30 protein-coding genes are annotated in these 25,804 nt (G+C 74.4%); 15 read left to right on the top strand and 15 right to left on the bottom strand.

Translation table 11 applies throughout. The annotated features are described in order from the left end of the window. Positions 1–78 precede the first annotated feature (78 nt). Together ACQ452_RS08250 and dut are read right to left on the bottom strand one after the other, a co-directional pair. The gene (locus ACQ452_RS08250; RefSeq protein ID WP_433391768.1) at positions 79–729 is read right to left on the bottom strand and encodes a DUF3710 domain-containing protein; all 651 of its coding nucleotides are present in this window, start codon (positions 727–729) and stop codon (positions 79–81) included. A 66-nt stretch (positions 730–795) separates the two neighbouring features. Next, positions 796–1,311: a dUTP diphosphatase gene (gene dut / locus ACQ452_RS08245; RefSeq protein ID WP_433391765.1), complete on the bottom strand. Its 516-nt coding sequence runs from the start codon at positions 1,309–1,311 to the stop codon at positions 796–798. Between the two features lie 91 nt (positions 1,312–1,402). On the opposite strand from dut, the gene ACQ452_RS08240 reads away from it, so the two are divergent. Further along, positions 1,403–1,903: a DUF3093 domain-containing protein gene (locus tag ACQ452_RS08240; protein WP_433394046.1), complete on the top strand. Its 501-nt coding sequence runs from the start codon at positions 1,403–1,405 to the stop codon at positions 1,901–1,903. Positions 1,904–1,948: 45 nt separating this feature from the next. Here the strand turns inward: ACQ452_RS08240 and ACQ452_RS08235 are convergent, their stop codons facing one another. Next, complete coding sequence (locus tag ACQ452_RS08235) at positions 1,949–2,821, bottom strand: hypothetical protein (protein WP_433391763.1); 873 nt, start codon at positions 2,819–2,821, stop codon at positions 1,949–1,951. 138 nt (positions 2,822–2,959) lie between these two features. After that, positions 2,960–3,256 carry a DUF4193 domain-containing protein gene (locus ACQ452_RS08230; RefSeq protein WP_013284790.1) on the bottom strand — a complete coding sequence of 99 codons (297 nt, stop codon included), beginning with the start codon at positions 3,254–3,256 and terminating at the stop codon, positions 2,960–2,962. A 433-nt stretch (positions 3,257–3,689) separates the two neighbouring features. On the opposite strand from ACQ452_RS08230, the gene ACQ452_RS08225 reads away from it, so the two are divergent. Then, positions 3,690–4,202, top strand: a complete 513-nt coding sequence (locus ACQ452_RS08225; RefSeq protein ID WP_433394045.1) for a LytR C-terminal domain-containing protein — start codon at positions 3,690–3,692, stop codon at positions 4,200–4,202. A gap of 227 nt (positions 4,203–4,429) precedes the next feature. On the opposite strand, the gene ACQ452_RS08220 is transcribed toward ACQ452_RS08225, so the two are convergent. Next, positions 4,430–5,245, bottom strand: a complete 816-nt coding sequence (locus ACQ452_RS08220; RefSeq protein ID WP_433391759.1) for an inositol monophosphatase family protein — start codon at positions 5,243–5,245, stop codon at positions 4,430–4,432. A 287-nt stretch (positions 5,246–5,532) separates the two neighbouring features. On the opposite strand from ACQ452_RS08220, the gene ACQ452_RS08215 reads away from it, so the two are divergent. Continuing rightward, positions 5,533–7,110, top strand: a complete 1,578-nt coding sequence (locus ACQ452_RS08215) for an RNA polymerase sigma factor (RefSeq protein ID WP_433391756.1) — start codon at positions 5,533–5,535, stop codon at positions 7,108–7,110. 244 nt (positions 7,111–7,354) lie between these two features. Further along, on the top strand, positions 7,355–7,588 hold the full coding sequence (locus tag ACQ452_RS08210; RefSeq protein WP_433391753.1) for a DUF7455 domain-containing protein: 234 nt from the start codon (positions 7,355–7,357) through the stop codon (positions 7,586–7,588). A gap of 100 nt (positions 7,589–7,688) precedes the next feature. Here ACQ452_RS08210 and ACQ452_RS08205 read toward each other — a convergent pair whose 3' ends face one another. The 3 genes from ACQ452_RS08205 to ACQ452_RS08195 all read right to left on the bottom strand — a co-directional run bounded on the left by ACQ452_RS08205 (position 7,689) and on the right by ACQ452_RS08195 (position 10,496). Beyond that, entirely contained in the window at positions 7,689–9,419 is a 1,731-nt protein-coding gene (locus ACQ452_RS08205; RefSeq protein WP_433391751.1) for a DEAD/DEAH box helicase, read from the bottom strand. Between the two features lie 167 nt (positions 9,420–9,586). Next, complete coding sequence (locus ACQ452_RS08200; RefSeq protein ID WP_433391748.1) at positions 9,587–10,237, bottom strand: trimeric intracellular cation channel family protein; 651 nt, start codon at positions 10,235–10,237, stop codon at positions 9,587–9,589. 40 nt (positions 10,238–10,277) lie between these two features. Beyond that, the gene (locus ACQ452_RS08195) at positions 10,278–10,496 is read right to left on the bottom strand and encodes a DUF3039 domain-containing protein (protein ID WP_433391746.1); all 219 of its coding nucleotides are present in this window, start codon (positions 10,494–10,496) and stop codon (positions 10,278–10,280) included. A gap of 88 nt (positions 10,497–10,584) precedes the next feature. Between ACQ452_RS08195 and ACQ452_RS08190 the strand changes: the two genes are divergently transcribed. Further along, positions 10,585–11,532 carry a pseudouridine-5'-phosphate glycosidase gene (locus ACQ452_RS08190; protein WP_433391744.1) on the top strand — a complete coding sequence of 316 codons (948 nt, stop codon included), beginning with the start codon at positions 10,585–10,587 and terminating at the stop codon, positions 11,530–11,532. Continuing rightward, positions 11,529–12,425 carry a carbohydrate kinase family protein gene (locus ACQ452_RS08185; RefSeq protein WP_433391742.1) on the top strand — a complete coding sequence of 299 codons (897 nt, stop codon included), beginning with the start codon at positions 11,529–11,531 and terminating at the stop codon, positions 12,423–12,425. The genes ACQ452_RS08190 and ACQ452_RS08185 overlap by 4 nt, the downstream gene beginning before the upstream one ends. 26 nt (positions 12,426–12,451) lie before the next feature. Here the strand turns inward: ACQ452_RS08185 and ACQ452_RS08180 are convergent, their stop codons facing one another. Beyond that, entirely contained in the window at positions 12,452–12,808 is a 357-nt protein-coding gene (locus tag ACQ452_RS08180) for a DUF3099 domain-containing protein (protein ID WP_433391739.1), read from the bottom strand. A gap of 107 nt (positions 12,809–12,915) precedes the next feature. Between ACQ452_RS08180 and ACQ452_RS08175 the strand changes: the two genes are divergently transcribed. Further along, positions 12,916–13,203: a hypothetical protein gene (locus tag ACQ452_RS08175; RefSeq protein WP_433391737.1), complete on the top strand. Its 288-nt coding sequence runs from the start codon at positions 12,916–12,918 to the stop codon at positions 13,201–13,203. 13 nt (positions 13,204–13,216) lie between these two features. After that, on the top strand, positions 13,217–13,528 hold the full coding sequence (locus ACQ452_RS08170) for a hypothetical protein (protein ID WP_433391734.1): 312 nt from the start codon (positions 13,217–13,219) through the stop codon (positions 13,526–13,528). Positions 13,529–13,578: 50 nt separating this feature from the next. Here the strand turns inward: ACQ452_RS08170 and ACQ452_RS08165 are convergent, their stop codons facing one another. Further along, positions 13,579–14,160: an HhH-GPD-type base excision DNA repair protein gene (locus tag ACQ452_RS08165; RefSeq protein WP_433391732.1), complete on the bottom strand. Its 582-nt coding sequence runs from the start codon at positions 14,158–14,160 to the stop codon at positions 13,579–13,581. 201 nt (positions 14,161–14,361) lie between these two features. Here ACQ452_RS08165 and ACQ452_RS08160 point away from each other — a divergent pair, with 201 nt between their 5' ends. After that, positions 14,362–15,846, top strand: coding sequence for a DUF7059 domain-containing protein (locus ACQ452_RS08160; protein ID WP_433391730.1), 1,485 nt, complete (start codon positions 14,362–14,364; stop codon positions 15,844–15,846). Next, entirely contained in the window at positions 15,846–16,268 is a 423-nt protein-coding gene (gene dtd, locus ACQ452_RS08155; RefSeq protein ID WP_433391729.1) for a D-aminoacyl-tRNA deacylase, read from the top strand. Before ACQ452_RS08160 ends, dtd begins: the two co-directional genes overlap by 1 nt. A 33-nt stretch (positions 16,269–16,301) precedes the next feature. Here dtd and ACQ452_RS08150 read toward each other — a convergent pair whose 3' ends face one another. Next, a complete protein-coding gene (locus tag ACQ452_RS08150) occupies positions 16,302–17,090 on the bottom strand; it encodes a sporulation protein (protein ID WP_433394043.1) in 789 nt (262 codons plus the stop codon). Positions 17,091–17,333: 243 nt separating this feature from the next. Between ACQ452_RS08150 and sigB the strand changes: the two genes are divergently transcribed. The 4 genes from sigB (at position 17,334) to ACQ452_RS08130 (ending at position 19,853) form a co-directional block, all read left to right on the top strand. Beyond that, positions 17,334–18,350 carry an RNA polymerase sigma factor SigB gene (sigB, locus tag ACQ452_RS08145; protein WP_433391726.1) on the top strand — a complete coding sequence of 339 codons (1,017 nt, stop codon included), beginning with the start codon at positions 17,334–17,336 and terminating at the stop codon, positions 18,348–18,350. Between the two features lie 113 nt (positions 18,351–18,463). Then, a complete protein-coding gene (locus ACQ452_RS08140; RefSeq protein WP_433394041.1) occupies positions 18,464–18,946 on the top strand; it encodes an ArsR/SmtB family transcription factor in 483 nt (160 codons plus the stop codon). Next, complete coding sequence (locus tag ACQ452_RS08135) at positions 18,943–19,449, top strand: SRPBCC family protein (RefSeq protein ID WP_433391723.1); 507 nt, start codon at positions 18,943–18,945, stop codon at positions 19,447–19,449. Before ACQ452_RS08140 ends, ACQ452_RS08135 begins: the two co-directional genes overlap by 4 nt. After that, a complete protein-coding gene (locus ACQ452_RS08130; RefSeq protein ID WP_433391720.1) occupies positions 19,446–19,853 on the top strand; it encodes a VOC family protein in 408 nt (135 codons plus the stop codon). The genes ACQ452_RS08135 and ACQ452_RS08130 overlap by 4 nt, the downstream gene beginning before the upstream one ends. Before the next feature lie 64 nt (positions 19,854–19,917). Here ACQ452_RS08130 and ACQ452_RS08125 read toward each other — a convergent pair whose 3' ends face one another. Genes ACQ452_RS08125 through ACQ452_RS08115 form a run of 3 tightly spaced genes read right to left on the bottom strand, consistent with a single transcriptional unit; the run spans position 19,918 to position 24,582 of the window. Next, positions 19,918–22,473 carry a GNAT family N-acetyltransferase gene (locus ACQ452_RS08125; protein WP_433391717.1) on the bottom strand — a complete coding sequence of 852 codons (2,556 nt, stop codon included), beginning with the start codon at positions 22,471–22,473 and terminating at the stop codon, positions 19,918–19,920. A 22-nt stretch (positions 22,474–22,495) separates the two neighbouring features. After that, positions 22,496–23,677, bottom strand: a complete 1,182-nt coding sequence (locus tag ACQ452_RS08120) for an acetoin utilization protein AcuC (protein ID WP_433391714.1) — start codon at positions 23,675–23,677, stop codon at positions 22,496–22,498. 47 nt (positions 23,678–23,724) lie between these two features. Next, positions 23,725–24,582, bottom strand: a complete 858-nt coding sequence (locus tag ACQ452_RS08115) for a sulfurtransferase (RefSeq protein ID WP_433391711.1) — start codon at positions 24,580–24,582, stop codon at positions 23,725–23,727. Between the two features lie 128 nt (positions 24,583–24,710). On the opposite strand from ACQ452_RS08115, the gene ACQ452_RS08110 reads away from it, so the two are divergent. Then, positions 24,711–25,367 carry a metal-dependent transcriptional regulator gene (locus tag ACQ452_RS08110; protein WP_433394039.1) on the top strand — a complete coding sequence of 219 codons (657 nt, stop codon included), beginning with the start codon at positions 24,711–24,713 and terminating at the stop codon, positions 25,365–25,367. Positions 25,368–25,527: 160 nt separating this feature from the next. Here the strand turns inward: ACQ452_RS08110 and ACQ452_RS08105 are convergent, their stop codons facing one another. Continuing rightward, entirely contained in the window at positions 25,528–25,770 is a 243-nt protein-coding gene (locus ACQ452_RS08105) for a DUF5522 domain-containing protein (RefSeq protein WP_433391709.1), read from the bottom strand. Between the last annotated feature and the right edge of the window lie 34 nt (positions 25,771–25,804).

Genomic DNA, 25,804 nt, shown 5'->3' with positions numbered 1-25,804 from the left:
GGGCCGGCCCCGACGACGCCGGAACCGTTCCGTCAGCGTACGCCGACGGGCCCGGTCCCGGCGCGTCGTGCCGGGCGCTCAGGCCTCGCGGACCGCGGGCGCGGGGTCGCCCTCGCCCGCCTGGTCGGCATCCCGGGGCAGCCGCAGCGGCAGCGGCTCGCGCACCGGCTTGGCCTCCTGGCCCCGGTCGACCACCAGGCCGTCGAGGCACTCGGCGAGGGGGCCGGCGGCGGCCGGATCGGTGGCCGCCGCGCCCTGGTAGACGCCGCGGACCATCCAGCGCGGGCCGTCGATGCCGATGAACCGCAGGTCGGTCAGCCCGTCGGGGGTACGCACCCGGGCGTGCAGCTCGGTGCCGTACTCGCCCTGGGCCTCCTGGGCCGCCGCGCCGTCGTTGAACAGCGACTGGCGGATCTCCTCGCGCACCTCGTCCCAGATGCCCTCGGACCGGGGCGCGGCGAATACGCCGAGCTGGAGCGCGTTCGGGCCGTGCACGAGCACGACCTGCTGGATCACGCCCTCCGGGTCGGCCTGCACCCGCACCTCGACGTCGCGCACCGCCGGGATGTGCAGGCTGCCCAGGTCGAGCCGCTGCACCCCCGCGGGCGCCTCGGAGACGTCGTACGGGCCGCGGGTCGGGGTGGGCTCCTCGTGGGAGTCCGGAGCCTCGGTGGCCCGCTCGTCACTGGCGTGCCGTCCGGCACCGTCCCGCTTACGGGAGAAGATCACTGCGCCAACCCTCCGCTGTTCGTGCTCACCCTGCCACCTCTTCCGTCCGTCCGCCTGCCGGCGCTCTCACCGCCGCGTGTCCGGTGCCTCCGGGATCGTGCCCTGCCCGGTGCCCGCCGGCGACGGCGTCAGCCGGGCGTGGCCGCCCGTCGAGCCGTGCCCGCCGCTCCCGCGCCGGGACTCCGGCAGCTCGACCGCCGGCCGGAAGTCCGCCCGCGCCACCCGCTGCACGACGAGCTGCGCGATCCGGTCGCCGCGGGAGATCTTCGCCGGTGTCTCCCGATCATGGTTGATCAGGTTGACGAGGATCTCACCCCGGTAGCCGGCGTCGACCGTACCGGGCGCGTTGAGCACCGTCACGCCGAGTCTGGCCGCGAGCCCCGAACGGGGGTGGACGAGGCCCACGTACCCCTCGGGCAACGCGATCGCCACGCCGGTCGGGACCAGCGCCCGGCCGCCGGGTGGCAGCTCGACGTCCGTCGCCGCCACCAGGTCTGCCCCGGCATCGCCGGGATGGGCGTACGCCGGCAGCGGCAGCTCGGGGTCGAGCTGCCGTACGGGCACGGTCACCACGTCGGTCACGGTTACCCTCCTCCGTCCGTTTTCCTGGGCTGACCCTGCCATCCTGCCGGTTCCGCCGACCGTCGTGCGCCGTACCCTGGCAGGAGTGAGCCTGTCGCCATCCTCGCCATCCCCGGCGTCGCCCGCCGCGGCGCCCCCGCAGCACCTCGAGCGGCTCGGCCTGCCCTGGTGGCTGTGGCTGAGCTCGCTGGGCGTGGCGGGGCTGCTCGCCGTGGAGGTCTGGATGGGCGCGCCCGGCATCCGGGCCTGGCTGCCGTTCGTGGTGCTGCTGCCGGGGACCGTCGCCGGCCTGGCCTGGCTCGGCCGGATCCGGATCGCGGTACGCGACGGCGAGTTGCGGGTGGACGACGCCCGGCTGCCGGTCCGGTTCGTCGCCGACGTCGTCCCGCTGGACGTCGCCGGCCGGCGTGAGGTGCTCGGGGTCGGCGCCGACCCGCTGGCGTTCGTGGTGCAGCGGCCGTGGATCCCCGGCGCCGTCCAGGTGCTCCTCGACGACCCGGCCGATCCCACCCCGTTCTGGGTGGTCAGCACCCGCCACCCGGTCGAGCTGGCCGAGGCGCTGCTCGCCGCCCGCGACGCCGCCCGTCCCTGAGCCGCCCGGCGCTGCCGGCCGACGCCCCGTCCCGCTCCCGGCGGCTCAGCGGGGGCCGGGTAGCGCCGGCGGGGCGCCCGGTAGGGCCTCGGCCCGGCGGCGCAGGTCGCCGCGGAGCTGGTCCGCCATCGTCCGGGTGGCCCTGCGGTTGAGGTAGCTGGCGACCGCCGCCCCGGTGAGGAAGGGGCCGAGGGTGGTCAGGTTGCGGCCGAAGCGCTTGAGCAGCGTGTCGCGCAGTTCCTTGCGCGCGGCCGTGCCCAGCACGGCGCTCACCCCGACGCCGGGCACCATCGGATTGATCCCGCGCTGGCCGGCCCAGGACTGCACCAACGCGACCGCCCGGGGGCTGCCGCCGGCCGGCAGCGTGACGCCGTAGACCTCGTGCAGCTCGCCGATCAGCTTCAGCTCGACGGCCACCACGGCAACCGTCTCGGCGGCCAGCAGCACCGGCGCGGAGAGCAGGGTCGGCGCGACCGTCCACTCGACGGCCGCCACTCCCCCGCCCGCGGCACCGATCCCGGCCGTCGTGCGCGCGGCGTTGCGCACCAGCCGCTCGGCCAACGCCTCGCCGTCGAGGCCGTCGAAGTGCCGACGCAGGGTCGCCAGGTCGCGTACGGGCACGTGCGGGGCGACCTCGGTGACCGTGTCGACCATCCAGCGCACGGCGCTCTTCGGCTTGAACAGGTCGGTCAGCCCGCGCGCCCGCGCCTGCCCGACGAGCCGGCCGAGCAGTTGCCGGCGGCGGGCCGGCGCGATGTCGTCGGCGGTCAGCGCCGCCACTGTGGTGCCCAGCTCGTCGTCCGCACCGGGCGCGGGCCGGGGCGCGACGGGCCCGGACCGGGGGTCCGTCTCGCCGACGCCGTCGGCCCGGACCGGTTCGGCGCCGCGCGTGCCGCCGGACTCGTTCCGCTCGCTCATCGCCCGCCCCTCCGATGGACCGCCATCGACATGACGGTCACCCGTCAACGAGTCAAGCAGGTCCCCCGCAATCCCGCACGGCGGCTCGGGCAGCGGCGGCCCCGACGAGGGAGCCGCCGCTGGTGGGGACGCACGGTGTCAGACGCACTCGCGGCAAATGAGGTCGCCGTTACGCTCGACCGCCAACTGGCTCCGGTGATGCACCAGAAAACAGCGGGCGCAGCGGAACTCGTCCTGCTGCATGGGCAGCACCTTGACGGTGAGTTCCTCGTCGGCCAGGTCAGCGCCGGGCAGCTCGAAGCTCTCGGCCACCTCGGCCTCGTCGACGTCCACGGCGCCCGATTGTGAGTCGACGCGGCGGGCCTTGAGCTCTTCCAGGCTGTCCTCGCCGAGGTCGACCTCGTCGCGACGCGGGGCGTCGTAGTCGGTGGCCATCGGTTTCACTCTCCCATATCGATGTTGTCGCTTCCGGTTGTAACGCCGGACGACGCTGTTTCGGTTCCGCTGGCCGGCCACCACTTGTGTCGGTCACCCGACCCGAAGACAGCACGGACGGAGACGTCCCGAGGAACAGCCGGCGAGCGCGGAACGATACCCCCCCGTCGGGCGAGGCATGTATACCGCCCTTGTGGCTGAGATGTACGCCCCCGCACGCGAAGTTGTTCCCGGTGTGACTCAGGCGACACGAAGATAGGGGTAGTACTACCTCGTTCCCGGATGGCGCGCCGGCATGTCCGGCTGTTTCCACGCGACGGCCGGACAACCGTTAACCTCAGCGGCGTACTCGACGGCCGGCGGGGCGGCCCGACCACCGCCGGCCGCCGCCACCCACCACTGTCCGGGGAGCACCCTGATGAGCTTTGCGCGAGTGCGAGCACTCGTTGTCGTCGGCCTGCTGGCGGTGCTGGCCCTCGTCTTCGTGGTCGTCGCGCTGGTCCGCGACACCCAGAGCAGCGCCGGCCTCGCCGGCGGTTGTCCCGAGGGCTGGCCGCTGGCCGACGTGGCCCTGCGGGAACAGAAGGACGTCAAGATCAACGTATTGAACGGCACGGACCGGATCGGCCTGGCCCGCAGCATCGGCGACGACTTCACCAACCGGAAGTTCCAGGTGAAGAAGATCGGCGAGGAGAAGAAGCAGATCGACGACGTCGCGTTGCTGCGCTACGGGCCGAAGGGCGTCGGCTCGGCGCACCTGCTGCGGGCGTACTTCCTCGACAACGCCGAGTACGAGTACGACGCCACGCGCACCGACGACGTCGTCGACGTGGTGCTCGGCAGCAGCTTCCAGCAGCTCGCCACCACCACCGAGGTCAACCAGTCCCTGGGTGACCTCGGCCCACCGGTCCTGCCGACGGGCGCCTGCCCGATGCCCCAGGACTGACGACCGCGCCGCGCCCCCGGGTCCGCCCGGGGGCGCGACCGTACCCGTCCCGGGCGGTCGCGCGCCGGCCCGGGACCCGGGGACGCGGTCCCGCCGGCCGGGGACGCGGGCCCACCGGCCGGGGACGCGGGCCCACCGGCCGGGGACGCGGGCCCACCGGCCGGGGACGCGGGCCCACCGGCCGGGAGGCGCTGGTCCCCCGCGCAGCGGGGCGCGGCACCGCCGGGTCAGGGGCCGCCCGAGGCGTCCAGGTCGGCGAGGCGCTCGTGCAGCGGCCCGAACAGCGCCGCCGGTGCGGCGATCACCAGGTCCGGGCCGGCCGGCAGCCCACCCAGCCCGGCGACCCGCAGCCCGGCCTCGGTGGCCACCAGGGCGCCGGCGGCCTGGTCCCAGGCGGCGAGCCCCTTCTCGTAGTAGGCGTCCACCCGCCCCTCCGCCGCCAGGCAGAGGTCCAGCGCGGCGGCGCCGAAGCGGCGGATGTCCCGGATGTGCGGAATCAGCGCGGCGAGCACCCGGGCCTGGTGCGCCCGGCGCCCCGCGTCGTAGCCGAAGCCCGTGGCGACCAGCGCCTGACCCAGGTCGGTCTCCGTGGAGCAGCGCAGCCGCTCTCCGTCGCGCCAGGCACCGCCACCGAGGGTGGCCGTCCACTCCTCGCCGGTGCTGACGTTGCGCACGACCCCGGCGACCACCTCGCCGTCGACCTCGGCGGCGAGCGACACCGCGCAGTGCGGGATCCCGTAGAGGTAGTTGACGGTGCCGTCGATCGGGTCCACGATCCAGCGGACGCCGCCGGGGGCGACCGGGCCGCCCTCCCCCGCGCCGTACTCCTCGCCGAGCACGGCGTCGCCCGGACGCAGCCGGCGCAGCGCGTCGACCACCTGCCGCTCGACCGCCCGGTCGGCGGCGGTGACCACGTCGGTGGCCGTGGTCTTGGTGGCGGCCACCGACACGCCCTCGGCCCGCATCCGGTACGCGGTCGCGGCCGCCTCCCGGGCCACGTCGACCGCGATTTCCAGCAGTTCCGACGGCGCCGTGCGATCCATGGTTCGTCCCCTTCCCGCACGGCCGGGGTGTTCCGGGTCACGCGCGGTACCATCCTTACAAAGTCCACATCTGCGCCGAATCGGCGGTCCCTTCCGCCGCACCGCCGTGCGGAGGCGGATGATCGCCGCGGACGGCGTTACAATTCACCCCTGCCCACGCTGCGACGGACCGCCACGACCGGACGGACCGGGACACGGGGGTGCCTCAACCACATCGCCCGGCAAGGTGCCCCACTCTTCGTCGGACTACCCGGCCGTGCTCGCTCTTCGCCTCCGGAAGGTCATTCGTGACAGAACCCCGCCAGACCGGCGCCGACGTTCGCTCGCTCACCGACACTCTGATCGCCCACGCGCAGAGCGCTGGTGGCCAGCTCACGTCGGCCCAGCTCGCGCGCACCGTCGAGTCCGCCGAGGTGACTCCGGCCCAGGCCAAGAAGATCCTGCGGGCGCTCTCCGAGGCGGGAGTGACCGTGGTGGTGGACGGCTCGGCGAGCACCCGCCGCCGCGTCGCCGCCGCCCGATCGGCCACTCCCGCGTCCCGGGCCACCACCGCCAAGACCACCAAGAAGGCCGTCGCGCCGGCGCCGAAGCAGGCGCCCTCGGCGGACGACTCCCCGGCGCCCGCCCCCCGCAAGGCCGCCGCCCGTAAGACCGCCGAGGCGGCCGTCGCACCCGCGAAGGCCACCAAGGCGACCCGGGCCACCAAGGCGACCGTCGCGGCCGGCGCCGCGCCGGCCAAGGGCGCGGGGAAGGCCAAGGGCGAGGGCGACCTCGACCCGGAGGCGCTCGCCGCCGAGATCGAGGACGTGGTCGTCGAGGAGCCGGTCGAGCTGACCCGGGCCGCCGAGACCGACGCCGCCGCCTCGGCCAGCGACAACGACTTCGAGTGGGACGACGAGGAGTCGGAGGCGCTCAAGCAGGCGCGCCGCGACGCGGAGCTGACCGCCTCCGCCGACTCCGTGCGGGCCTACCTCAAGCAGATCGGCAAGGTCCCGCTGCTCAACGCGGAGCAGGAGGTGGAGCTGGCCAAGCGGATCGAGGCCGGGCTCTACGCCGCGGAGCGGCTGCGGGGGTCCGAGGAGGGCGAGGAGAAGCTCACCCGCGACATGCAGCGGGACCTGGGCTGGATCTCGCGCGACGGCGAGCGCGCCAAGAACCACCTGCTGGAGGCCAACCTCCGGCTGGTCGTCTCGCTGGCCAAGCGCTACACGGGTCGCGGCATGGCGTTCCTCGACCTGATCCAGGAGGGCAACCTCGGCCTGATCCGCGCCGTCGAGAAGTTCGACTACACCAAGGGCTACAAGTTCTCCACGTACGCCACCTGGTGGATCCGCCAGGCCATCACCCGCGCCATGGCCGACCAGGCCCGCACCATCCGCATCCCGGTGCACATGGTCGAGGTCATCAACAAGCTCGGCCGCATCCAGCGCGAGCTGCTCCAGGACCTGGGCCGCGAGCCCACGCCGGAGGAGCTCGCCAAGGAGATGGACATCACACCCGAGAAGGTGCTGGAGATCCAGCAGTACGCCCGGGAGCCCATCTCGCTGGACCAGACCATCGGCGACGAGGGTGACAGCCAGCTCGGCGACTTCATCGAGGACTCCGAGGCCGTGGTCGCGGTCGACGCCGTGTCGTTCTCGCTCCTGCAGGACCAGCTTCAGCAGGTGCTGCAGACGTTGTCCGAGCGTGAGGCGGGCGTGGTACGGCTGCGCTTCGGGCTGACCGACGGTCAGCCGCGCACGCTGGACGAGATCGGCCAGGTCTACGGGGTGACCCGGGAGCGCATTCGGCAGATCGAGTCCAAGACGATGTCCAAGCTGCGCCACCCGTCACGTTCGCAGGTGCTGCGGGATTACCTGGACTGATCGCGATCGTCAACCGAACGTGTCGTTTTGACCACCTGGCGTCCAACGTCGCTAGGTGATCGTCCGGTTGCGCGATTGTGATCGTTGGCGTGGCACCCTTGGTGCACGGCACACTGTCCCTGCCATGTGTGACCTCGGTCCCGCGCGGGCACACAGGGAAGGCAGCGCCCGGACGGGGTGTTGCACGATAGGTGAGCAACGACCGAAGAGAGTGTTCATCGGTGACGACCAGAGGAGGAAGGCGATGACCCCGACCCTCACGCCGCCGCCCGAGACGGTGGCTCCCCCAGCCGCCGATGAACGGTGCGACCGCTGCAATGCTGCCGGCAAGCTCCGGATCACTCTGGCGGGTGGGAGTGAGCTGGTGTTCTGTGGGCACCACGCGAACAAGTACGCGGAGGATCTCGTGAAGATCACCGTGCGGTTCGCGACGGACCCGGAGTTCAGCTGGCGTGGCGCCGATCAGATGGCGAACTGAGAAGAGATCCGCAGAGCCACGACATAACCGGCCGGAGGCCCCCCGAGGGGGCCTCCGGCCGGTTTCGTGTGTCCGCCGGGACGGGGCGGGCGCCGCGACGTCAGAGGGTCTGGACCGTGGCGATGCGCTCCTCGAGCTGCTCGATGGTCGCCTGGGCGCTCGGCGGGCCGCCGCAGAGGCGGCGCAGCTCCGCGTGGATCTTTCCGTGCGGCTGCCCCGTGCGGTGGTGCCGGGCAGCCACGAGGGCGTTCAGCTGGCGACGTAGGGCGACCCGACGCTGGGCGGCACTCATCGGTGCCGGCGGCGCGGCGGGGGCCTCAGCGGCCGTCTCAGCCGGGCTGACGGCCCGACGACGCTGGGCCGCGAGCTGCGCCTGCTGCCGCTTGGTCAGCAGCAGGGAGACCTGGTCGGCGGTGAGCAGCCCCGGCAGGCCCAGATATTCCTCCTCCTCGGGGGTGCCGGCCTGGGCGGCGGTGCCGAACGAGGCGCCGTCGAAGATCACCTGGTCCAGTTCGGCCGTCGCGGAGAGCGCGGCGAACCGCTTCTCCAGCTCGCCGCTGGCCTGGTCGTCGCGCTGGGCGCGCTCCAGCAGGTCGTCGTCGAACCCCTCGCGGTCCTTGGGTTTGCCGAGCACGTGGTCCCGCTCGGCCTCCATCTCGCTGGCCAGCCCGAGCAGGTGCGGCACGCTGGGCAGGAAGACCGAGGCGGTCTCGCCGGGGCGGCGGGCGCGGACGAACCGGCCGATGGCCTGCGCGAAGTAGAGCGGGGTGCTGGCGCTGGTCGCGTACACGCCGACGGCCAGCCGGGGGATGTCGACGCCCTCGGAGACCATCCGGACCGCCACCATCCAGCGCTGCGCGGACGCCGCGAACGTCGCGATCCGCGCCGAGGCGCCCACGTCGTCGGAGAGCACCACCGTGGCGCGCTCGCCGGTCACCTGCTCGATGAGTTTCGCGTACGAGCGGGCGGTCTGCTGGTCGCTGGCGATGATCAGCCCGCCGGCGTCGGGCATCCCCGCGTTGCGCAGCACGGTCAGCCGCGCGTCGGCGGCACGCAGCACCTGCGGCATCCAGTCGCCCGCCGGGTCCAGCGCGGTACGCCACGCCTGCGCGACGAGGTCCTGGGTCATGGGCTCACCGAGCCGCGCCGCCAACTCCTCCCCCGCGTTGGTGCGCCACCGGGTCTCCCCCGAGTACGCCAGGAAGAGCACCGGCCGCACGACGCTGTCGCGCAGCGCCTCGGCGTAGCCGTAGACCGAGTCGGCGCGCGAGCGCAGCAGCCCGTCGCCGCCCCGCTCGTACTCGACGAACGGGATCGGGTTGTCGTCGGAGCGGAACGGGGTCCCGGTGAGCATCAGCCGGCGCTCGGCGCCCTCGAAGGCCGCCTTCACCCCGTCGCCCCAGGTGCGGCTGTCCCCCGCGTGGTGGATCTCGTCGAGGACGACCAGGGTGCGCCGCGTGAGGGTGCGCCGCTTGTGCACGTGGGGCGCCATGCCCACCTGCGCGTACGTCACGACCGCCCCGTGGAAGTCGGCGGAGGAGTGCAGGTCGGCGTTGCGGAACGCGGCGTCGAGCTGGATGCCGACCCGGGCCGCCGCCTCCGCCCACTGGGTCTTCAGGTGCTCGGTCGGCGCCACCACGGTGACCGCCTCGACGGTGCCGTCGGCGAGCAGCTCGGCGGCGATCCGCAGGGCGAAGGTGGTCTTTCCGGCGCCCGGGGTGGCGACCGCGGTGAAGTCGGGGTCCCGCCGACGCAGGTACTCCACGAGTGCCTTGCGCTGCCACGCGCGCAGTGCCGGAAACGTCTCGATCGCCGGCAACCGGGCCGCCACGGGAAGCTCCTCTCCGACCGCCTGTTGGCGGACCCCGGGCGAGGGCCACGGGTGCCGCCGCCCATGAAAACGCCTCCGCGCAGATGGTGCCGCGAAGGCCGGCTCAGCATAACCAGCGCGGGCCGCCCGACCCAGCCGACGCCACGCTGGTCACATCCGCCGCCGGATCAGGGGCGGGCGCCGGGGGCGCCCGTGGGCGGGGAGCGCAGGGCGGGCACCGGCGCCGACCAGCGCCGCCGCAGCGCCACCAGGCGGAGCAGGAAGACCGCCACGGCCGCCACCGTCAGCCAGCCGGCCTCGGCGTGCCCGAGGGCGTCCAGCAGCGCCACGAGGATCGAGCCGGTGAGCGCGGCCACGGCGTATATCTCCCGCCGCAGCACCACCGGGATCTCGGCGGTGAGCAGGTCGCGGCCGAGGCCGCCACCGATCGCGGTGAGCATGCCGATCACGCAGGCTCCCACCGCCGGCACCTGGGCGTCGAGCGCCTTGACCGTGCCCGTGACGGTGAACAGCCCCAGCCCGGCCGCGTCCAGCACCAGGACGCTGGTGCGTAGCCGGGCGAACTGGGGGTGCAGCCAGAAGACGGCGGCGGCCGTGACGGCGGCCGTCGCCGCGTACCGCCAGTCGCCGAAGGCCAACGGCGGCGCCTCACCGATCGCCAGGTCCCGGAAGATCCCGCCGCCCAGCGCGGCCACGAAGCCGACGAAGACGACCCCGAAGAGGTCGAGCCGTTTCGCCACCGCCGCGGAGGCCCCGGAGGCGGCGAAGACCGCCACCCCCGTGAGGTCGGCGAAGAGCAGTGGGGTGGAGGTGGTCACCGGCGAAGGTTACGCGCGCGGCCGGGCGGGCCGCCCCCGCTCAGTCGCCCCAGGAGTCGTAGATCTCCTTGCACTTGGGGCAGACCGGCGAGCCGGGCTTGGCGGCCTTGGTGACCGGGAACTTCTCCCCGCACAGGGCGATGACGAAGGTGCCCATGACGGCACTCTCCGCGATCTTCTCCTTGCGCACGTAGTGGAACATCTCAGGACCGGTGTCGGCGTCCTTCAGCTCCGGACGCTCGAGAACCTCTGTGCTCACTTCTGCACCTCCGACCCTCAAGTCTGGCAGGTCGCCCCCGGTCCGGTCCACTTCAGGTCCCCGCAACCCGGAGCCGTACGGTGGTGACGTGACCAACTTTCACATCCGTCCCGACTTTCACGTCCGTCACGGCAGCGAGGTGGCCGACGCCCTGCGCGACGGCCGTCCCGTCGTCGCCCTGGAGAGCACCATCGTCTCGCACGGCCTGCCCCGGCCGGACAACCTGCGGGTGGCCCGCGAGATCGAGCAGGCCGTCCGCGACGCGGGCGCGGTACCGGCCACCATCGGCATGGTCGGCGGCCAGCTCGTGGTGGGCCTCGACGACGCGGAGCTGACCCGGCTCGCCACCGTCGACGGGGTCGCCAAGCTCTCCGTACGCGATCTCGCCCTCGCCGCCGCGACCGGCGCGGACGGCGCCACGACCGTGGCCGCGACCAGCGCGGTGGCCGCCGCCGCCGGCATCGGGGTGTTCGCCACCGGCGGCCTCGGCGGGGTGCACCGGGAGGCCGCGCAGACCTTCGACGAATCCGCCGACCTGGTCACCCTGGCCCGGACGCCGATCGCCGTGGTCTGCGCCGGGGTCAAGTCGATCCTGGACGTGGGCGCGACCCTGGAGCGGCTGGAGACCCTCGGCGTCGGGGTGGTCGGCTTCCGGACCCGCCGCTTCCCCGGCTTCTTCATCACCGACGGCGGCTTCGACCTGGACTGGTCGCTGGACTCGGCCGAGCAGGTCGCTGACGTGCTGGCGGCCCGGGAGCAGCACGACGTGCACCACGGCGGCCTGATCGTGGCCAACCCGCTGCCCACCGACGAGCAGCTCGACCCGGCGCTGCACGACCGCACCCTCGCCGACGGGCTGGCGCTGTTGCAGCGCGACGGGGTGACCGGCAAGGCCGTGACGCCCTACCTGCTCGCGCACTTCCACTCGGCGACCGAGGGGGCGAGCCTCGCGGTGAACGTCCGGATCATCCTGCGCAACGCCGACCTCGCCGCCCGGATCGCCGTCGCCGCGGCCGCCCGCCGCGCCGGGGCATGAGCGCAGGCCGCGTCCTCGTCGTCGGTGACCTGATCACCGACGTGGTGGCGGTGCTGGCCGGGCCGGTGGCCACCGGGTCGGACACCGCGGCGACGATCCGGTTCAGCGGCGGCGGCCAGGCCGCCAACACCGCGTCCTGGCTGGCCGCGCAGGGGGTACCGGTCACGCTGGTGGGCGCCGTCGGCGACGACGCCGCCGGGCGGGACCGGGTGGCCGAGCTGGCGCGCGCGGGGATCGACTGCGCGACGACCGTGTGCCCCGACCGCGCCACCGGCACCGTCATCGTGCTGGCCACGGCCGGTGAGCGGACGATGATCACGGAGCGGGGCGCCAACCTGCGGCTGGCCCCGGGGCACGTCGACGCGGCGCTGGCCGCGACGCCGGACGCGCGGCACCTGCACCTGTCCGGGTACACCCTGCTGGATGCCGAGAGCCGGCCGGCGGGGCTGCGGGCGCTGGCCGCCGCCCGCGAGCGCGGGCTCACCACCAGCGTCGACGCGGCCTCCGCCGCCCCCCTGCGGCGCGTCGGCGCGGCGGCCTTCCTGTCCTGGGTACGCGGGGTCGACCTGCTCCTGGTCAACGCCGACGAGGCGACGGTGCTGGCCGGCGGGCTGGACCCGGCGGCGCAGGGGCGGGTGCTGTCGGCGTCGGCCCGGCGGATCGTCGTCAAGCAGGGCGCGGCCGGGGCGGTCTGGGTGGACCGGGACGACTCGACAGCCGTCGCGCCGGCCCGCCGGGTCGCGGTGGTCGACGTCACGGGGGCCGGGGACGCGTTCGCGGCCGGGCTACTGGCCGCCTGGCTCGACGGCGCGGAGCCGGCGGTGGCGCTGCGCCGGGCCGGCGACCTCGGCGCACTGGCCGTCTCCCAGGTGGGGGCGCGCCCGGCCGCCTGAGCCCCGCCCGCCACCCGGGCGGGGGCTCAGGGCTCGACGTCGATGATCTTGTGGGGGCGCTCCTCGGCGGCGAGGCTCATCGGCGGGGTGTCGTCCCGGCGCCGCGGCTGGAACCGGTTGGCCAGCCGGTGCTGCTCCTTGGGCGGCCGGTCGTTGGCCAGCAGGACCGCCAGCCACGGGATGAGCACCATGCCGAGGGCCACCACCGGCAGCCAGACCCAGAGCAGTGGAGCCTGCACGCCGACCAGGACGGCACCGACGATCACGCAGGCCACCCGGACACCCATCATCAGCACGTAGCGCTTCTGACGGCTGGTGAGCTGGTCGTCCTGGCTGCGCGAGGCGTCGGTGATCAGGATCGGCTGGTACGCCTGACGCTTCACCACGGACCTCCTCGAGGGGGTTACGCCCCATCCTGTCACCCGCGGCGCGTGATCAGCGAAAATCGCGGTACCCCGTCGACGTGTTACGTCGGTGGTACGCTCGCGCCGTGGGCAGCAGGTACGGCTTCACCGACGAGGCGTTGGCCAACCTGAGGGTCTACGACGTCACGCCGGGGGAAGTCTGGGAGGCGTTGCACAGCACCCGCCGGGTGATCCGGCACCTCGGTGACGACGTCATGGTGGTCTACGCCACCGCCCGCCGGGGCCGCCGGCTGGCCGTGCTGCTCGCCGAGGCCGACGGTGCCGACAACGACTGGGACATTCTCTCCGCCCGCCAACTGAGCGACGTCGAGGCCAAGCGCTACGACGAGGCCGTGCGGAGACCTCGCCGATGAGGAGGCGGTGACGATGAACCGTGACGACGCGACCAGGCAGTTCCACAGCGGCGGTGACCGGCTCGCGGAGCTGATCGACGCGAACCCGCCGGCGGACCTGCCCGCCCCCGACACCGACTCCCCCATGGTCAGCCGCTCCGTGCGCCTGCCCCTGGAGACGTACGAGCGGGTCCGGGCCGTGGCCGACGCGCGCGGCATCGGGGTCACCACGCTGATGCGGCAGTGGATCGAGGCCGGCCTGGCCGACCTGGACGACTCGGCCACTGTCTCCCTCGCCGACGTGCGGCGGGCGCTGGCCGCCCTCTCCCGGCCGACCGCCGCCTGACCGGCCGCCCACCCGCCTCCCCGGTCGCGGCCGAGGGTGCCGCCGGCAGGTCAGCCCCCGGCGGTCCCCGCCTTCGCCGCCGCCTTCAACTGCTGCTTGTACTCGCGCACCCGCCGCAGCGAGTCCGCGTCGGTGACGTCGGCCACCGACCGGTACGCGTCCGGGTCGCCGTAACCGCCGGCCGCCTCCCGCCAGCCCGCCGGTGTCACCCCGCACCGCTTGCCGAGCAGCGCGAGGAAGATCTGCGCCTTCTGCGCGCCGAAGCCGGGCAGCTCCCCGACGCGGCGCAGCAACTCGCGGCCGTCCGCGGCGTCGGACCAGAGCCGGGCGGCGTCGCCGTCGTACCGGTCGACGAGGACCCGGCACACCTCCTGCACCCGGGCCGCCATCGCCTTCGGGAACCGGTGCAGCGCCGGCGACTGGGCGAAGAGGGCGACCAGCGCCTGCGGGTCGTGGTCGGCCAGCTCCCGGGCGTCCAGGTCGCGCCCGAGGCGCTGCGCCAGCACGTACGGCGAGGAGAATGCCTTCTCCATCGGCACCTGCTGGTCCAGCACCATGCCGAGAAGCAGCGCCAGCGGATCCCGGTGGAGAAGTGCGTTCGCCTCGGGATCGATCGGCAACGACAACGTCATGCCTGCATCCTGCCCTGACAGCGGGACGATCAGCCCCAGGACATACCCGGGACCTGCGCGCCCGCCGGGCGCCATGGCGACGGCCACCACGAGCGCCGCGCGGTGCCCGGGCATCCCCCCGCGCGGGCGGGTCGGCCGGTGACCCCCGCAGGTTCGCCGGGTGCCCGTGTGCCGGCCCCGGGCACCAGGCAGGATGGCGGCGTGGACGGACACGACATGCTGCTCTCCCCCGCCGGTGTCGAGGCGCTGCGGACCGCGCTGACCCGGGCCGGCTTCACCTCGAACGGCATCGCCAACCGGCTCGGCCCGCAGGCCACCGGCGGGGTGGCCCGCAACGACTTCCGGGCCGCGCTGCGCGCCACCGAGGACCGCGACCCGCTCGGCACCCTGATCCGGGTGTTCATCTGCGAGCAGACGGAGCCGGAGGCCGCGGTGGCCGCCGCGCTGGCGCCGCTGTCGCTGGCGGAGGCGCTCGCGGGGGGCCTGGTCGAGCGGTACGGCGACGGGCTGCGGATGGGCGTGGACCTGGAGCCGTACGGCGACGACTGGTGGGTGCTCGCCGACGTGCCCGCCAGCGCCCGGCCCGGCCACCCGCTGCACGCCGAGCACGTCCTCGGCATCGGCGGGGCGACGCAGACGCTGATCGGCGCGACCGTGCGCCGGCCCGTCGAGACCGCGCTGGACCTGGGCACCGGCTCCGGCGTGCAGGCGCTGCACCTGGGCACCCACGCGCGGCGGGTCACCGCCACCGACCTCTCGGCGCGGGCGCTGCGCTTCGCCGCCACCACCGCCGCGCTCAACGGCCAGGACTGGGAGCTGCTCCGCGGCGACCTGGTCGCCCCCGTCGCCGGGCGGCGCTTCGACCTGGTGGTCAGCAACCCGCCGTTCGTGGTCGGGCCGGGCACCACCACGCACGTCTACCGCGACTCGGGGCGCGTCGGCGACGCGATCGGCGCGGAACTGGCCGCCGCCGCGCCCGGCCTGCTCACCGAGGGCGGCACCATGCAGTACCTCGCCAACTGGGTGCATGTCGCCGGGGAGGACTGGGCCGAACGGGTGACCGGCTGGTTCGCCGGCACGGGGCTGGACGCCTGGGTCATCCAGCGCGAGGTGGCCGACCCGATGGCGTACGTCAACCTGTGGCTCACCGACGTCGGCGAGGCGGCCGACCCGCGGCGGATGGCCGACTGGCTGGACTGGTTCGACGCGCACAAGGTGGAGGCGGTCGGCTTCGGCATCGTCTCGCTGCGCCGCAGCGGCCACGACGACCCGGTCGTCCGGGTGGAGGATCTGCGCCAGCGGGTGCAGCCGCCCCTCGGTGACCAGGTCGACGCGTGGTTCGAGCGCCACGACTGGCTCCGGGGCCGCGACACCGACGGGCTGCTCGCCGCCCGTTACCGGGCCGCCGACGGGCTCCAACTGCGGCAGGAGGCCACCATGGGCGACGAGGGCTGGGCGGTGGACCGGCAGGTGCTGGCCATGCCGGACGGCCTGCGGTGGACCGAGGAGATCGACCCGCTCGTGCTCGCCCTGGTCGGCGGGGCCGACGGGCGGCTGGCCCTGCGCGACCAGCTCGCCCTGCTCGCCGCCGCCCACGACGTCACCCCCGGGGAGTTGGCCGAGGCCGCCGGGCCGATCGTCGCGCACCTCGTCGAGCGCGGCTTCATCGCACCGGTCACCGGCTGATGCGGGCCGTGGTGCAGACCGTCGGCCGGGCCGCCGTGACGGTCGACGGCGAGGTGGTCGGCGCGATCGACGACGGGCTGCTGGTGCTGCTCGGGGTCACCCACACCGACACCGCCGAGACCGCCCGCACGATGGCCCGCAAGGTGCACGAGCTGCGGATCCTCGACGAGGAGCGGTCCGCGGCGGACGCCGGCGCACCGATCCTGGTGGTCAGCCAGTTCACCCTCTACGGTGACGCCCGCAGGGGCCGCCGTCCGAGTTGGACGGCGGCCGCCCCGGCGGAGGTCGCGGAGCCCCTGGTGACGGCGGTCGTGGCGGAGCTGCGCGCCCGGGGCGCGAAGGTCGAGACCGGTCGCTTCCGCGCCCACATGCTGGTCGAGAGCGTCAACGTCGGCCCGCGCACGCTGCTGCTCGACCTCTGACGCGGGCCGGGCCGCCGCGCCCCGGCGCGCGGATCAGCCGAACAGGCCGCGCCGCTGCAACGACTGCCGGATCCAGGCGTCGAGCTGCGCGGCGAAGTCGGTGCGCTCGGCGGTGGCGTGGTCGACGGTGAAGCGGCCGAAGGCGTCCCGGCCCTCGGTGAACAGGCCGCCGCGCTTGTCGAGTTCCAACACCACCTGGATCTGCTGCGGGTCGGTGACGAGGGTGAGTTCCAGCTGGTTGACCGCCCCGGCGTACTGCGGGGCCGGGTAGAACTCGATCTCCTGGTAGAAGGGCAGGCTCTGCCGTACGCCGTAGATGTGGCCCCGCTCCACGTCGGCGCGGGCGAACCGGAAGCCCAACCGCAGGAACGCCTCCAGGATCTTCTGCTGCGACGGCAGCGGGTGCACCGCCACCGCGTCCAGGTCGCCCTTGTCCACCGAGCGGGCCACCTCCAGCTCCGTACGCAGGCCCATCGTCATCCCGTGCAGGTGCTGCCCGTACAGCTCGGTGAGCGGCGTCTCCCACGGCACCGCGAAGCGGAACGGGATGTCGTGGCGCCGTCCCGCCTCCAACCGGAACGCGCCCGTCGCGGCCTGCCGGTGGAACTCCTGCGTGGTCTCGTAGTCGTTGTCACCGCTCTCCACCTCGACCCGGGTGACCAGGCCCAGCGCCACATAGGACACGTCGACGGGGTGGTCGCCGCCGACGACGTGGACGACGCCCTCCAGTTGGCCGCCGGGGCGGCAGTGCGGGTTCGCCAGCACCGTCTCCACCGACGGACCGCCCACGCCCATCGCCTGCATGAACCGTTTGAAGACCACGAGACCCCCCACCACCTGTTCCGATACGCCGGCGCGTGCCGGCCGACCGCTGGCACGGTAACCGCCGGCGGCAAGCAACACCCGGTGACGAGCCGGCCACGCCGAACGGGCGTCCGGCGGAATTCGTGTCGGGTCCCCGATCGCCTCACTCCCGTTTCACGCCCCGCCCGCCAAGCTGTGTGTCACACCGGCACCACTGGGCCGGAGCGAACGGCACAGACGTGGACACGGGGAGAAACCGAGATGGCCCTGCAGATGATGGAGCACCGGACGCGCCCGGCCGGCACGACCGAGGCCGCGAACGCCACCGACAACCTGACCGACCTCGACGCCACCGACGAGCGCGGCGTCTCCACGGACCTGGTCCGGGCATACCTGAACGGGATCGGGCGCACGAAGCTGCTGACCGCCGCCCAGGAGGTCGACCTGTCCAAGCGGATCGAGGCCGGGCTGTTCGCCGAGGAGAAGCTGGCGACCTGCACCCCGGTCTCCGCGCAGCTGCGGGCCGACCTGAAGCTGATCGCCGTGCAGGGTCGCGCGGCGAAGAACCACCTGCTGGAGGCGAACCTGCGCCTCGTGGTGAGCATCGCCAAGCGCTACACGGGTCGCGGCATGGCGTTCCTCGACCTGATCCAGGAGGGCAACCTCGGCCTGATCCGCGCCGTCGAGAAGTTCGACTACACCAAGGGCTACAAGTTCTCCACGTACGCCACCTGGTGGATCCGCCAGGCCATCACCCGCGCCATGGCCGACCAGGCCCGCACCATCCGCATCCCGGTGCACATGGTCGAGCAGGTCAACCGCATGGTCCGGGCCCGCCGCGAGCTCTCCGTCTCGCTGGGCCGCGAGCCCACAGTCGTCGAGGTCGCCGGCGCCATGGGCATCCCGGAGTTCCAGGTCATCGAGCTGATCTCGTACGACCGGGAGCCGGTGAGCCTCGACCAGGCCGTCGGTGAGGACGGCGAGAGCGCCCTCGGCGACTTCGTCGCCGCCGTCGACCCGAGCGCCGAGCCGGGCGACGCCGCCGCGCAGGGCGAGTTGCGCAACGAGGTGAGCATCGTGCTCTCCACCCTGTCGCAGCGGGAGCAGGCCGTGATCCGGCTCCGGTTCGGTCTCGACGACGGCCGGCAGCGCACCCTCGACGAGGTCGGCCGGGAGTTCGGCCTGTCCCGGGAGCGGATCCGGCAGATCGAGAAGGTGACCCTGCTCAAGCTGCGCGACCCGGAGCGGGCCCAGCGCCTGGAGGCGTACGCCTGCTGACGTCCCTGGACACGTGAGGCCCCGGCGGTTCGCCGGGGCCTCACGTCCGTCCGGCACGCCGAGGGAGGGGTGCTTGCCCCGACAGCGCCGACGCGATATAAAACCATCTGGTTATTGAACCGGGAGGTTATCGAATCGTGGACGGTGAAGCGCTGGACGCGACCTTCGCGGCCCTGGCCGACCCCACCCGGCGGGCCATCCTCGCCCGCCTGGCGGACGGCGAGGCCACGGTGACCGAGCTGGCGGTGCCCTTCGCGATGAGCCAGCCGGCCATCTCCAAGCACCTGAAGGTCCTGGAGCGCGCCGGGCTGGTCAGCCGGGGCCGCGACGGCCAACGACGGCCGTGCCACCTGCAGGCCGGCCCGCTGCGGGAGGCCACCGCCTGGCTGGCCGACTACCGGGACTACTGGGCGGAGAGCTACCAGCGCCTCGATGCCCTGCTCGGTGACCTCCAGGACACCGGCCGGGACGCCGAAGGTCCCGACGCCAGCGCGCGGGGTGCCGCCCGGGCCGGCGGGCGGGGGGCTGCCCGGGACAGCGGGCGCGGCACCGCCCGGGTCGCCGGGCACGTCGCCGCCCCGGACGCCGGACGGTGACCCGCGACGACGACCCGCTGGTGGTCTACGCGCCCGGTCACCGCGAGATCGTGCTGAGCCGGCTGTTCGACGCGCCCACCCACCTCGTCTTCGCCGCCTTCACCCGCCCGGACCTGCTCGTGCGCTGGTACGGCGCGCGCGGCTGGCGGCTCATCGAGTGCGAGGTGGACCTGCGGGTGGGCGGGCGGTGGCGCTTCGTCTCGCAGGGCCCGGGCGGGGAGCTGATGGGCCAGGGCGGGACGTACCGGCAGATCGATCCGCCCCGGCGGCTGGTCTTCACCGAGCTCTTCGACGACCAGTCCTATCCGGGCGAAACCCTGATCAACCACGAGTTCACCGAACTCGTCGGGCGTACCACGGTGACCAGCACGCTGCGCTACGCCACCAGTCAGGGGCGCGACACGGTGTTGCGCTACCCGATGGCCCGGGGCGTCGGCGAGAGCTTCACCCGCCTCGCCGCACTGCTGGGCCAGCCATCGACGACAGGAGGAGAAAGACCATGAACTGGACCCTGGAAGTGGTGATCGTGCCGGTCTCGGACCTGGACCGGGCCAAGGAGTTCTATGCCGGCCAGCTCGGCTTCACCGTCGACCACGACCTGGTGGTCAGCGACGACGCGCGCCTCGTGCAGCTCACCCCGCCCGGTTCGGGTTGCTCGATCGTGATCGGCAGGGGGATGGTGCCGCACATGCCGCCCGGCTCGCTCAAGGGCCTCCAGTTGGTCGTGCCCGACCTGCGCCGGGCGCACAGGGAGCTGGTCGAGCGCGGCGTCGAGGTCAGCGAGATCCAGGTGATTGGCGAGAATCCGCACCCCGTGCCGGATCCGCTGGACAACGTCGGTTTCGTCTACTTCACCGACCCCGACGGCAACGCCTGGTCCGTGCAGCAGATCTCCGCCCGGGCCTGACCACCCCGCCCGGGCGTCGGGAAGGGCCCCCTTCCGCTGCGGCACACGGCAGCAGGCGCCTTCCTCACAACCGGCGGGGGCCGGTGTCGGGGCGGGGCACGGCGGAGCCGACCCGGACGGTGGCGTGCAGCACCGAGATGCCGTCGGGGCGGGCGAGCACCGGGTTGAGGGTCAGCGCGCGGACCCGTGGCTGCTCGTCGGCGAGGCGGCCGACCCGCAGCAGCAGGTCGGCCAGGGCGGCGCGGTCCACCGGCGTCGCCCCCCGGTGCCCGCGCAGCAGCGGTGCCGCCCGGGGCTCGTCGACGAGTTCGGCGGCGTCCAGGTCGGTCAGCGGCACCGCCCGCCAGGCCCGGTCGCCGAGCAGGTCGGTGGCGACGCCGCCGAGCCCGAAGCCGACCACCGGGCCGAACGCCGGGTCCTCCACCAGCTCGACCACGCACGCCACGCCCGGCGGCACCATCGGCTGCACCAGGACCTCCGCGCCGAAGAGCGCCGACATCTCCGCGTACGCGCGGCGCAAGGTGACGTCGTCGGGCAGGTCGAGCCGCACCGCGCCGAGATCGAGCCGGTGCCGCAGGCGGGGGGCGGCGGCCTTGAGAGCCACCGGGAAACCCAGCCGGGCCGCCGCCTCGGCCGCCTCCCCGGCGGAGCGCGCCGGCACCGACTCGACCACGTCGATGCCGTACGCGGCGAGCAGGCCCGCCGGATCCAGCGCCTCGGGGCGCAGGGCGGTGTGCGCCGCCACCCGGTCGATGCGGGGCAGCTCCGGCGGCACCCCGGCGGGCCGGCGCAGCCAGTCGGCGTACGCGGCGACGCGGGCGAGGGCGCGGACGGCCTCCTCCACGCTCGGATAGGCGGGCACCCCGGCGGGCGCCCGGCCGACGAGGAGCGTCGCCACGGCCGGTTTCCCGGCGGCGAACGCGCTGGGCAGCGCGGCGGCGAAGTCGGCCTCGGTGTCGGTGAGCTGGCCGGGCAGCGGCGGGGCGAACATCACCACCAGCGCGTCCACCTCGTCGTCGGCGCCCGTCTCGGCGAGCGCGGCGGCGAACTCGGCCGCGCCGGCGCGGGGGCCGACGTCACGCGGATAACCACGCGCGACGGTGAGCCCCTGCGCGGCGCAGGCGGTCGCCGCCAGCCCCGTCAGGGCCGAGGAGTTGCCGACCACACCGACGCGCGGGCCGGCGGGCAGCGGCTGGTGGGCCAGCAGCACCCCGACGTCGAGCAGCTCGGCGACGGTGTCCACCCGGATCACCCCGGAGTGGGCGAACAACGCGCCCACCGCCACCTCGTCGGGCCCGGCGGAGTCGCCGACGCCGGGCGGGCGGGCCGGCGAGGCGAGCGCCACGACCGGCTTCTCCCGCCCGATGCGGCGGGCCAGCCGGGCGAACTTGCGCGGGTTGCCGAAGGTCTCCAGATACAACATGATCACGTCGGTGCCGGGGTCGTCCTGCCAGTATTGGAGCAGGTCGTTGCCGGAGACGTCCGCCCGGTTGCCGGCCGAGACGAAGCTGGACAGGCCCAGCCCGCGCCGGTCCGCCTCGGCCAGCAGCGCCACCCCGAACGCGCCGGACTGGCTGAAGATGCCCACCCGGCCAGGCACCGGCAGCCGGGGGGCGAGGGTGGCGTTGAGGCGTACCGCCGGGTCGGTGTTGGCCACCCCCAGGCAGTTCGGGCCGACCACGCGCATGCCCGCCGCGTGCGCCGCGCGGACCAGCGCACGCTGCGCGGCGGCGCCGTCCCCGCCGGCCTCGGCAAAACCGGCGGAGATGACCACCAGGCCGTGCGCGCCGGCGGCGGCCGCGTCGGCGACCACCTCCGTCGCCGCCTCCGGCGGCACCGCCACCACGGCCAGGTCGACCGGCACGCCCGCCTCGGCCGCCGAGGGGTACGCGGGCAGCCCGCCGACCGTCGCCGCGCCCGGGTGCACCGGGACCACCACGCCCCGGTAGCCGCCGTCGCGCAGATGCCCGAGGACCGCCGCGCCGACGCCCTGCCCGGTGGCGCTGGCGCCGTAGACGGCGACGCCACGCGGGGCGAGCAGCCGGGCCACGGAGCGGGCCTCGGTGCGGTGCTCCCGGCCGCGCTGCACCTCGAGCGTCGCGTCGGTCGGGGCGATCGGGAAGGTCAGGTGCACCACGCCGTCGGCGAACTGCCGCTGCACCTGGTAGCCGAAGTCGGAGAAGACCCGCAGCATCGCGCCGTTGGCCGGCAGCACCTCGGCCACGAAGTTGGCGATGTCGTTGCGCCCCGCCGCGTCGGCCAGGTGTTCCAGCAGCACCGAGCCGATGCCCCGCCCCTGGTAGGCGTCCTCGACCACCAACGCCACCTCGGCCTCGGGGGCCTGCGGGCCGAGCCGCTCGTAACGGCCGACGGCGACGATCCGGTCGCCGACCAGCACCACGAACGCCTCCCGGTCGCGGTGGTCGACGTTGACGAAACGCCGCAGGTCACGATCGGGAATGCGCGGGTACGGCGAGAAGTACCGCAGGTAGCGGGTGCGCTCCGAGAAGCGCGAGTGCATCGCCACGATGCCCGGCCCGTCCGACGGGCGGATCGGCCGCAGCTGCACTGTGGTGCCGTCGCTGAGCAGCACGTCCACCGGCTGGTCCACCGTGATCACCGTTCGGCCCTCCCCGGCCGGCTCAGTCGCGCGGATCGTGCGGATCGAGCCCGAACAGCGGGAAGCTCGTCTTGCGGGCCGCCGCGATCGCCCGGTCCACCGCGTTCGGCTCGCCCGTCGGCTGCCACGGCTCGTACGACGGGTCGATGTCGTCGGTCATCCGCAGCGGCACCGGCTGCCCCGGGCCGCGCGCGGCGGCCAGCTCCCGCCAGGCGGGCGGGGTCGGCGTCGCCGGGGCGACCGGTTCCCCGGCGGCCACGGCGAGCAGGTGCGTCCAGGCCCGCGGCACCACCTCGACCAGCGCGTACCCGCCGCCACCGGTGGCCACCCAGCGGCCCTCGCAGAGCTCGTCGGCGAGCGCCCGCAGGGCCAGGTAGGTGGCGCGCTGCCCGTCGACCGAGAGGTTGAAATCGGCGAGCGGGTCGAGCCGGTGCCCGTCGGCGCCGCACTGGGTCACCAGCACCTGCGGGGAGAACGCGCGCAGCACCGACGGCACCACCGCGTGGAAGGCGCGCTGCCAGCCGACGTCGTCGACCCCGGGCGGCAGCGGCAGGTTGACGGCGCTGCCCTGCGCCTGCGGGCCGCCGGTCTCGTCGGGGAAGCCGGTGCCCGGGAAGAGCGCCAGGGGCGTCTCGTGCACGCTGACCGTCAGCACCCGCGGGTCGTTCCAGAAGACCTGCTGCACCCCGTCGCCGTGGTGCACGTCCACGTCCACGTAGGCGATCCGCTCCGCGCCCAGGTCGAGCAGGCGGGCGATGGCCACGGCCGGGTCGTTGTAGACGCAGAACCCGGCGGCGCGCGCCGGCATCGCGTGGTGCAGCCCGCCGGCCACGTTGACGGCCCGCCGCGCCTCGCCCCGCCAGACCGCCTCGGCCGCCGCCACCGTCGCACCGGCGATCAGGGCGCTGGACTCGTGCATCCCGTCGAAGACCGGATTGTCCGAGGTGCCCAGCCCGAAGCCGGCGAAGAGCGGATCGCGGGGGGCGGCCCGCACCGCAGCGAGGTAGCGCGGATCGTGCACCCGGGCCAGCAGCGCGTCGTCGGCGGGCTCCGGCTTCACCAACCGCACCCCGGGACGCGCCAGGACGCCCAGCTCGCGGGCGAGCGCCATCGTCAACTCCACCCGTACCGGGTCGAGGGGATGATCCCCCATGTCGTAGGCGAGCAGCGACTCGTCCCACACCACCACCGTGTCGTCGGACATGTCCTCATCGTCGCACGAGGACCTGACCGTCCCGAGGTACGCGCCGCTCAGCCGCCCGGGGTCGCGCCCGTGGCCACCGGGCGGGACGGGTCGGCGACCCAGTTGCTCCACGACCCGACGTAGAGCGCGGCGTCCGCCCGGCCCGCCAGGTGCAGCGCCAACACGGCCTGCGCGGCGGTCACCCCGGACCCGCAGTACGCCCCGACCGGCCGGTCGTCGCCCACCCCGGCGGCGGCGAAGCGCCGACGCAGGACCTCGGCGGCCGGGAACCGGCCGTCGGCGACGTACCCGCCGGCCGGCAGGTTCGCCGCGCCGGGGACGTGCCCGGCGACCGGGTCGACCGGCTCGGTCTCGCCCCGGTAGCGCGGGGCGGCGCGCACGTCGAGCAGAACGCCCTCGCCGGACGCGGCCAGCCGGGCGGCCTGCGCCGCGTCGAGCACCGGCAGCGCGCCGGGGCGCACCTCGACGTCGCCCCCCGCCGGGGTCGGCACCGCCGTGTCGACGGGCAACCCGGCGGCCCGCCACGCCGGGAATCCGCCGTGCAGCAGCCGTACGCGGCGGTGGCCCGCCCAGCGCAGGGTCCACCAGGCGCGGGCGGCGGCCATGCCGTCGCCGCCGTCGTACACCACCACGGGGTGGCCGGCGCGCACGCCGGCGGCCCGCAGCGCGACCTGGAGCGCGGCGGGGTCGGGCAGCGGGTGGCGGCCGGCCGGACCCGGCGGCCCGCAGAGCGCCGTGTCCAGGTCGACGAAGACCGCGCCGGGCAGGTGACCGGCGGCATAGTCGTCGCGGCCGGGCGGGCCGGCGAGCCGCCAGCGGACGTCGAGCAGCGCGGGTGGGTCGGCGTGGCCGAGTTCGACCGCGAGCCGGTCGGCCTCCACCAGAAGATCCTCAGTTGCGGACACGGCGCCCAGTCAACACCATCCCCGGCACGGACCTGGCGGTTCGCCGGGGGTCGTTCGGCGAACCGCCAGGTAGCATCGTGGGTCGGAGGTCCGCTGACGTGAAGCATGATCTGGTCGACACGACCGAGATGTACCTCAAGACCATCCTCGAGCTGGAGGAGGAGGGGGTCCCGCCCCTGCGCGCCCGCATCGCCGAGCGGCTGGGGCAGAGCGGACCGACCGTCAGCCAGACGGTCGCCCGGATGGAACGCGACGGCCTGCTGACCGTCGAGGGCGACCGGCACCTCACGCTCACCGCGCACGGCCGCAGCAACGCGGTCTCCGTGATGCGCAAGCACCGGCTCGCCGAGCTGCTGCTGGTAAACGTGATCGGGATGCCCTACGAGGAGGCCCACGAGGAGGCCTGCCGGTGGGAGCACGTGATGAGCGACGCCGTCGAGAAGCGGGTCTACGACCTGCTCAACCGGCCGACCCGCTCCCCCTACGGCAACCCGATCCCCGGGCTGGAGGAACTCGGCAGGCCGGAGCAGCCGACCGCCGCCGCGGCCGAGGGTGAGCGCAACCTGGCGTTCCCCGGCCTGTCCGGGTCGGTCGTGGTCCGGCGCATCTGCGAGAGCGTGCAGACCGACGCTGACGTGCTGCGGCAACTGCACGCCGCCGGCGTCGACCCGGGGGCCACGGTGACGGTGGCGCAGGAGCGCGACGGGGTGTCGATCGACCGCTCGGGCGACCGCATCCGGCTGCCCCGCGAGATCGCCTCCCGCGTCTTCGTAGCCGCCCACTGACCCACTCCCCCGCCCGCCCTCGCCTCGTCAGGACGATGCTGTCGGGACCGCCGTCGACCGTGCCGCCGACGCGGTGATCTCGCCCCGCTGATCATGAAGTTATTGCCGACGGAAAGCGCTCTCCAGGGCAATAACTTCATGATCAGCAAAAGAAGGGGGGTCAGCGGTCCGTGTATGGGCAGTGGCGGCAGCCTCTCGTGCAGCAGGTGCCGCGGTGGGCCAGGAAGGCCGCGGTGAGCACGAAGAGGCCGGTGCCCGGGTCGGCGTAGCCGGCCTCACCGGCGGCCAGGGCCGCGGCGTGCGCCGCGAGGATCCGCTGCCGGTCGGGGTGCTCCGGCGGCAGCCGGGAGGGGTGCGGCTCGGTCAGCGGCCGGTCCGCCAGCGGTCGTCGCTCTCCGGTCACCGGCGCAGTCTAGGCCGACCCGGTCGGCCGGCCC

Source organism: Micromonospora sp. KLBMP9576 (assembly GCF_050941805.1).
In the GTDB taxonomy this organism is placed as follows: domain Bacteria; phylum Actinomycetota; class Actinomycetes; order Mycobacteriales; family Micromonosporaceae; genus Micromonospora.
Note: the sequence above shows the minus strand (reverse complement) of the source record. Positions and strands in the feature narration are given on the sequence as shown.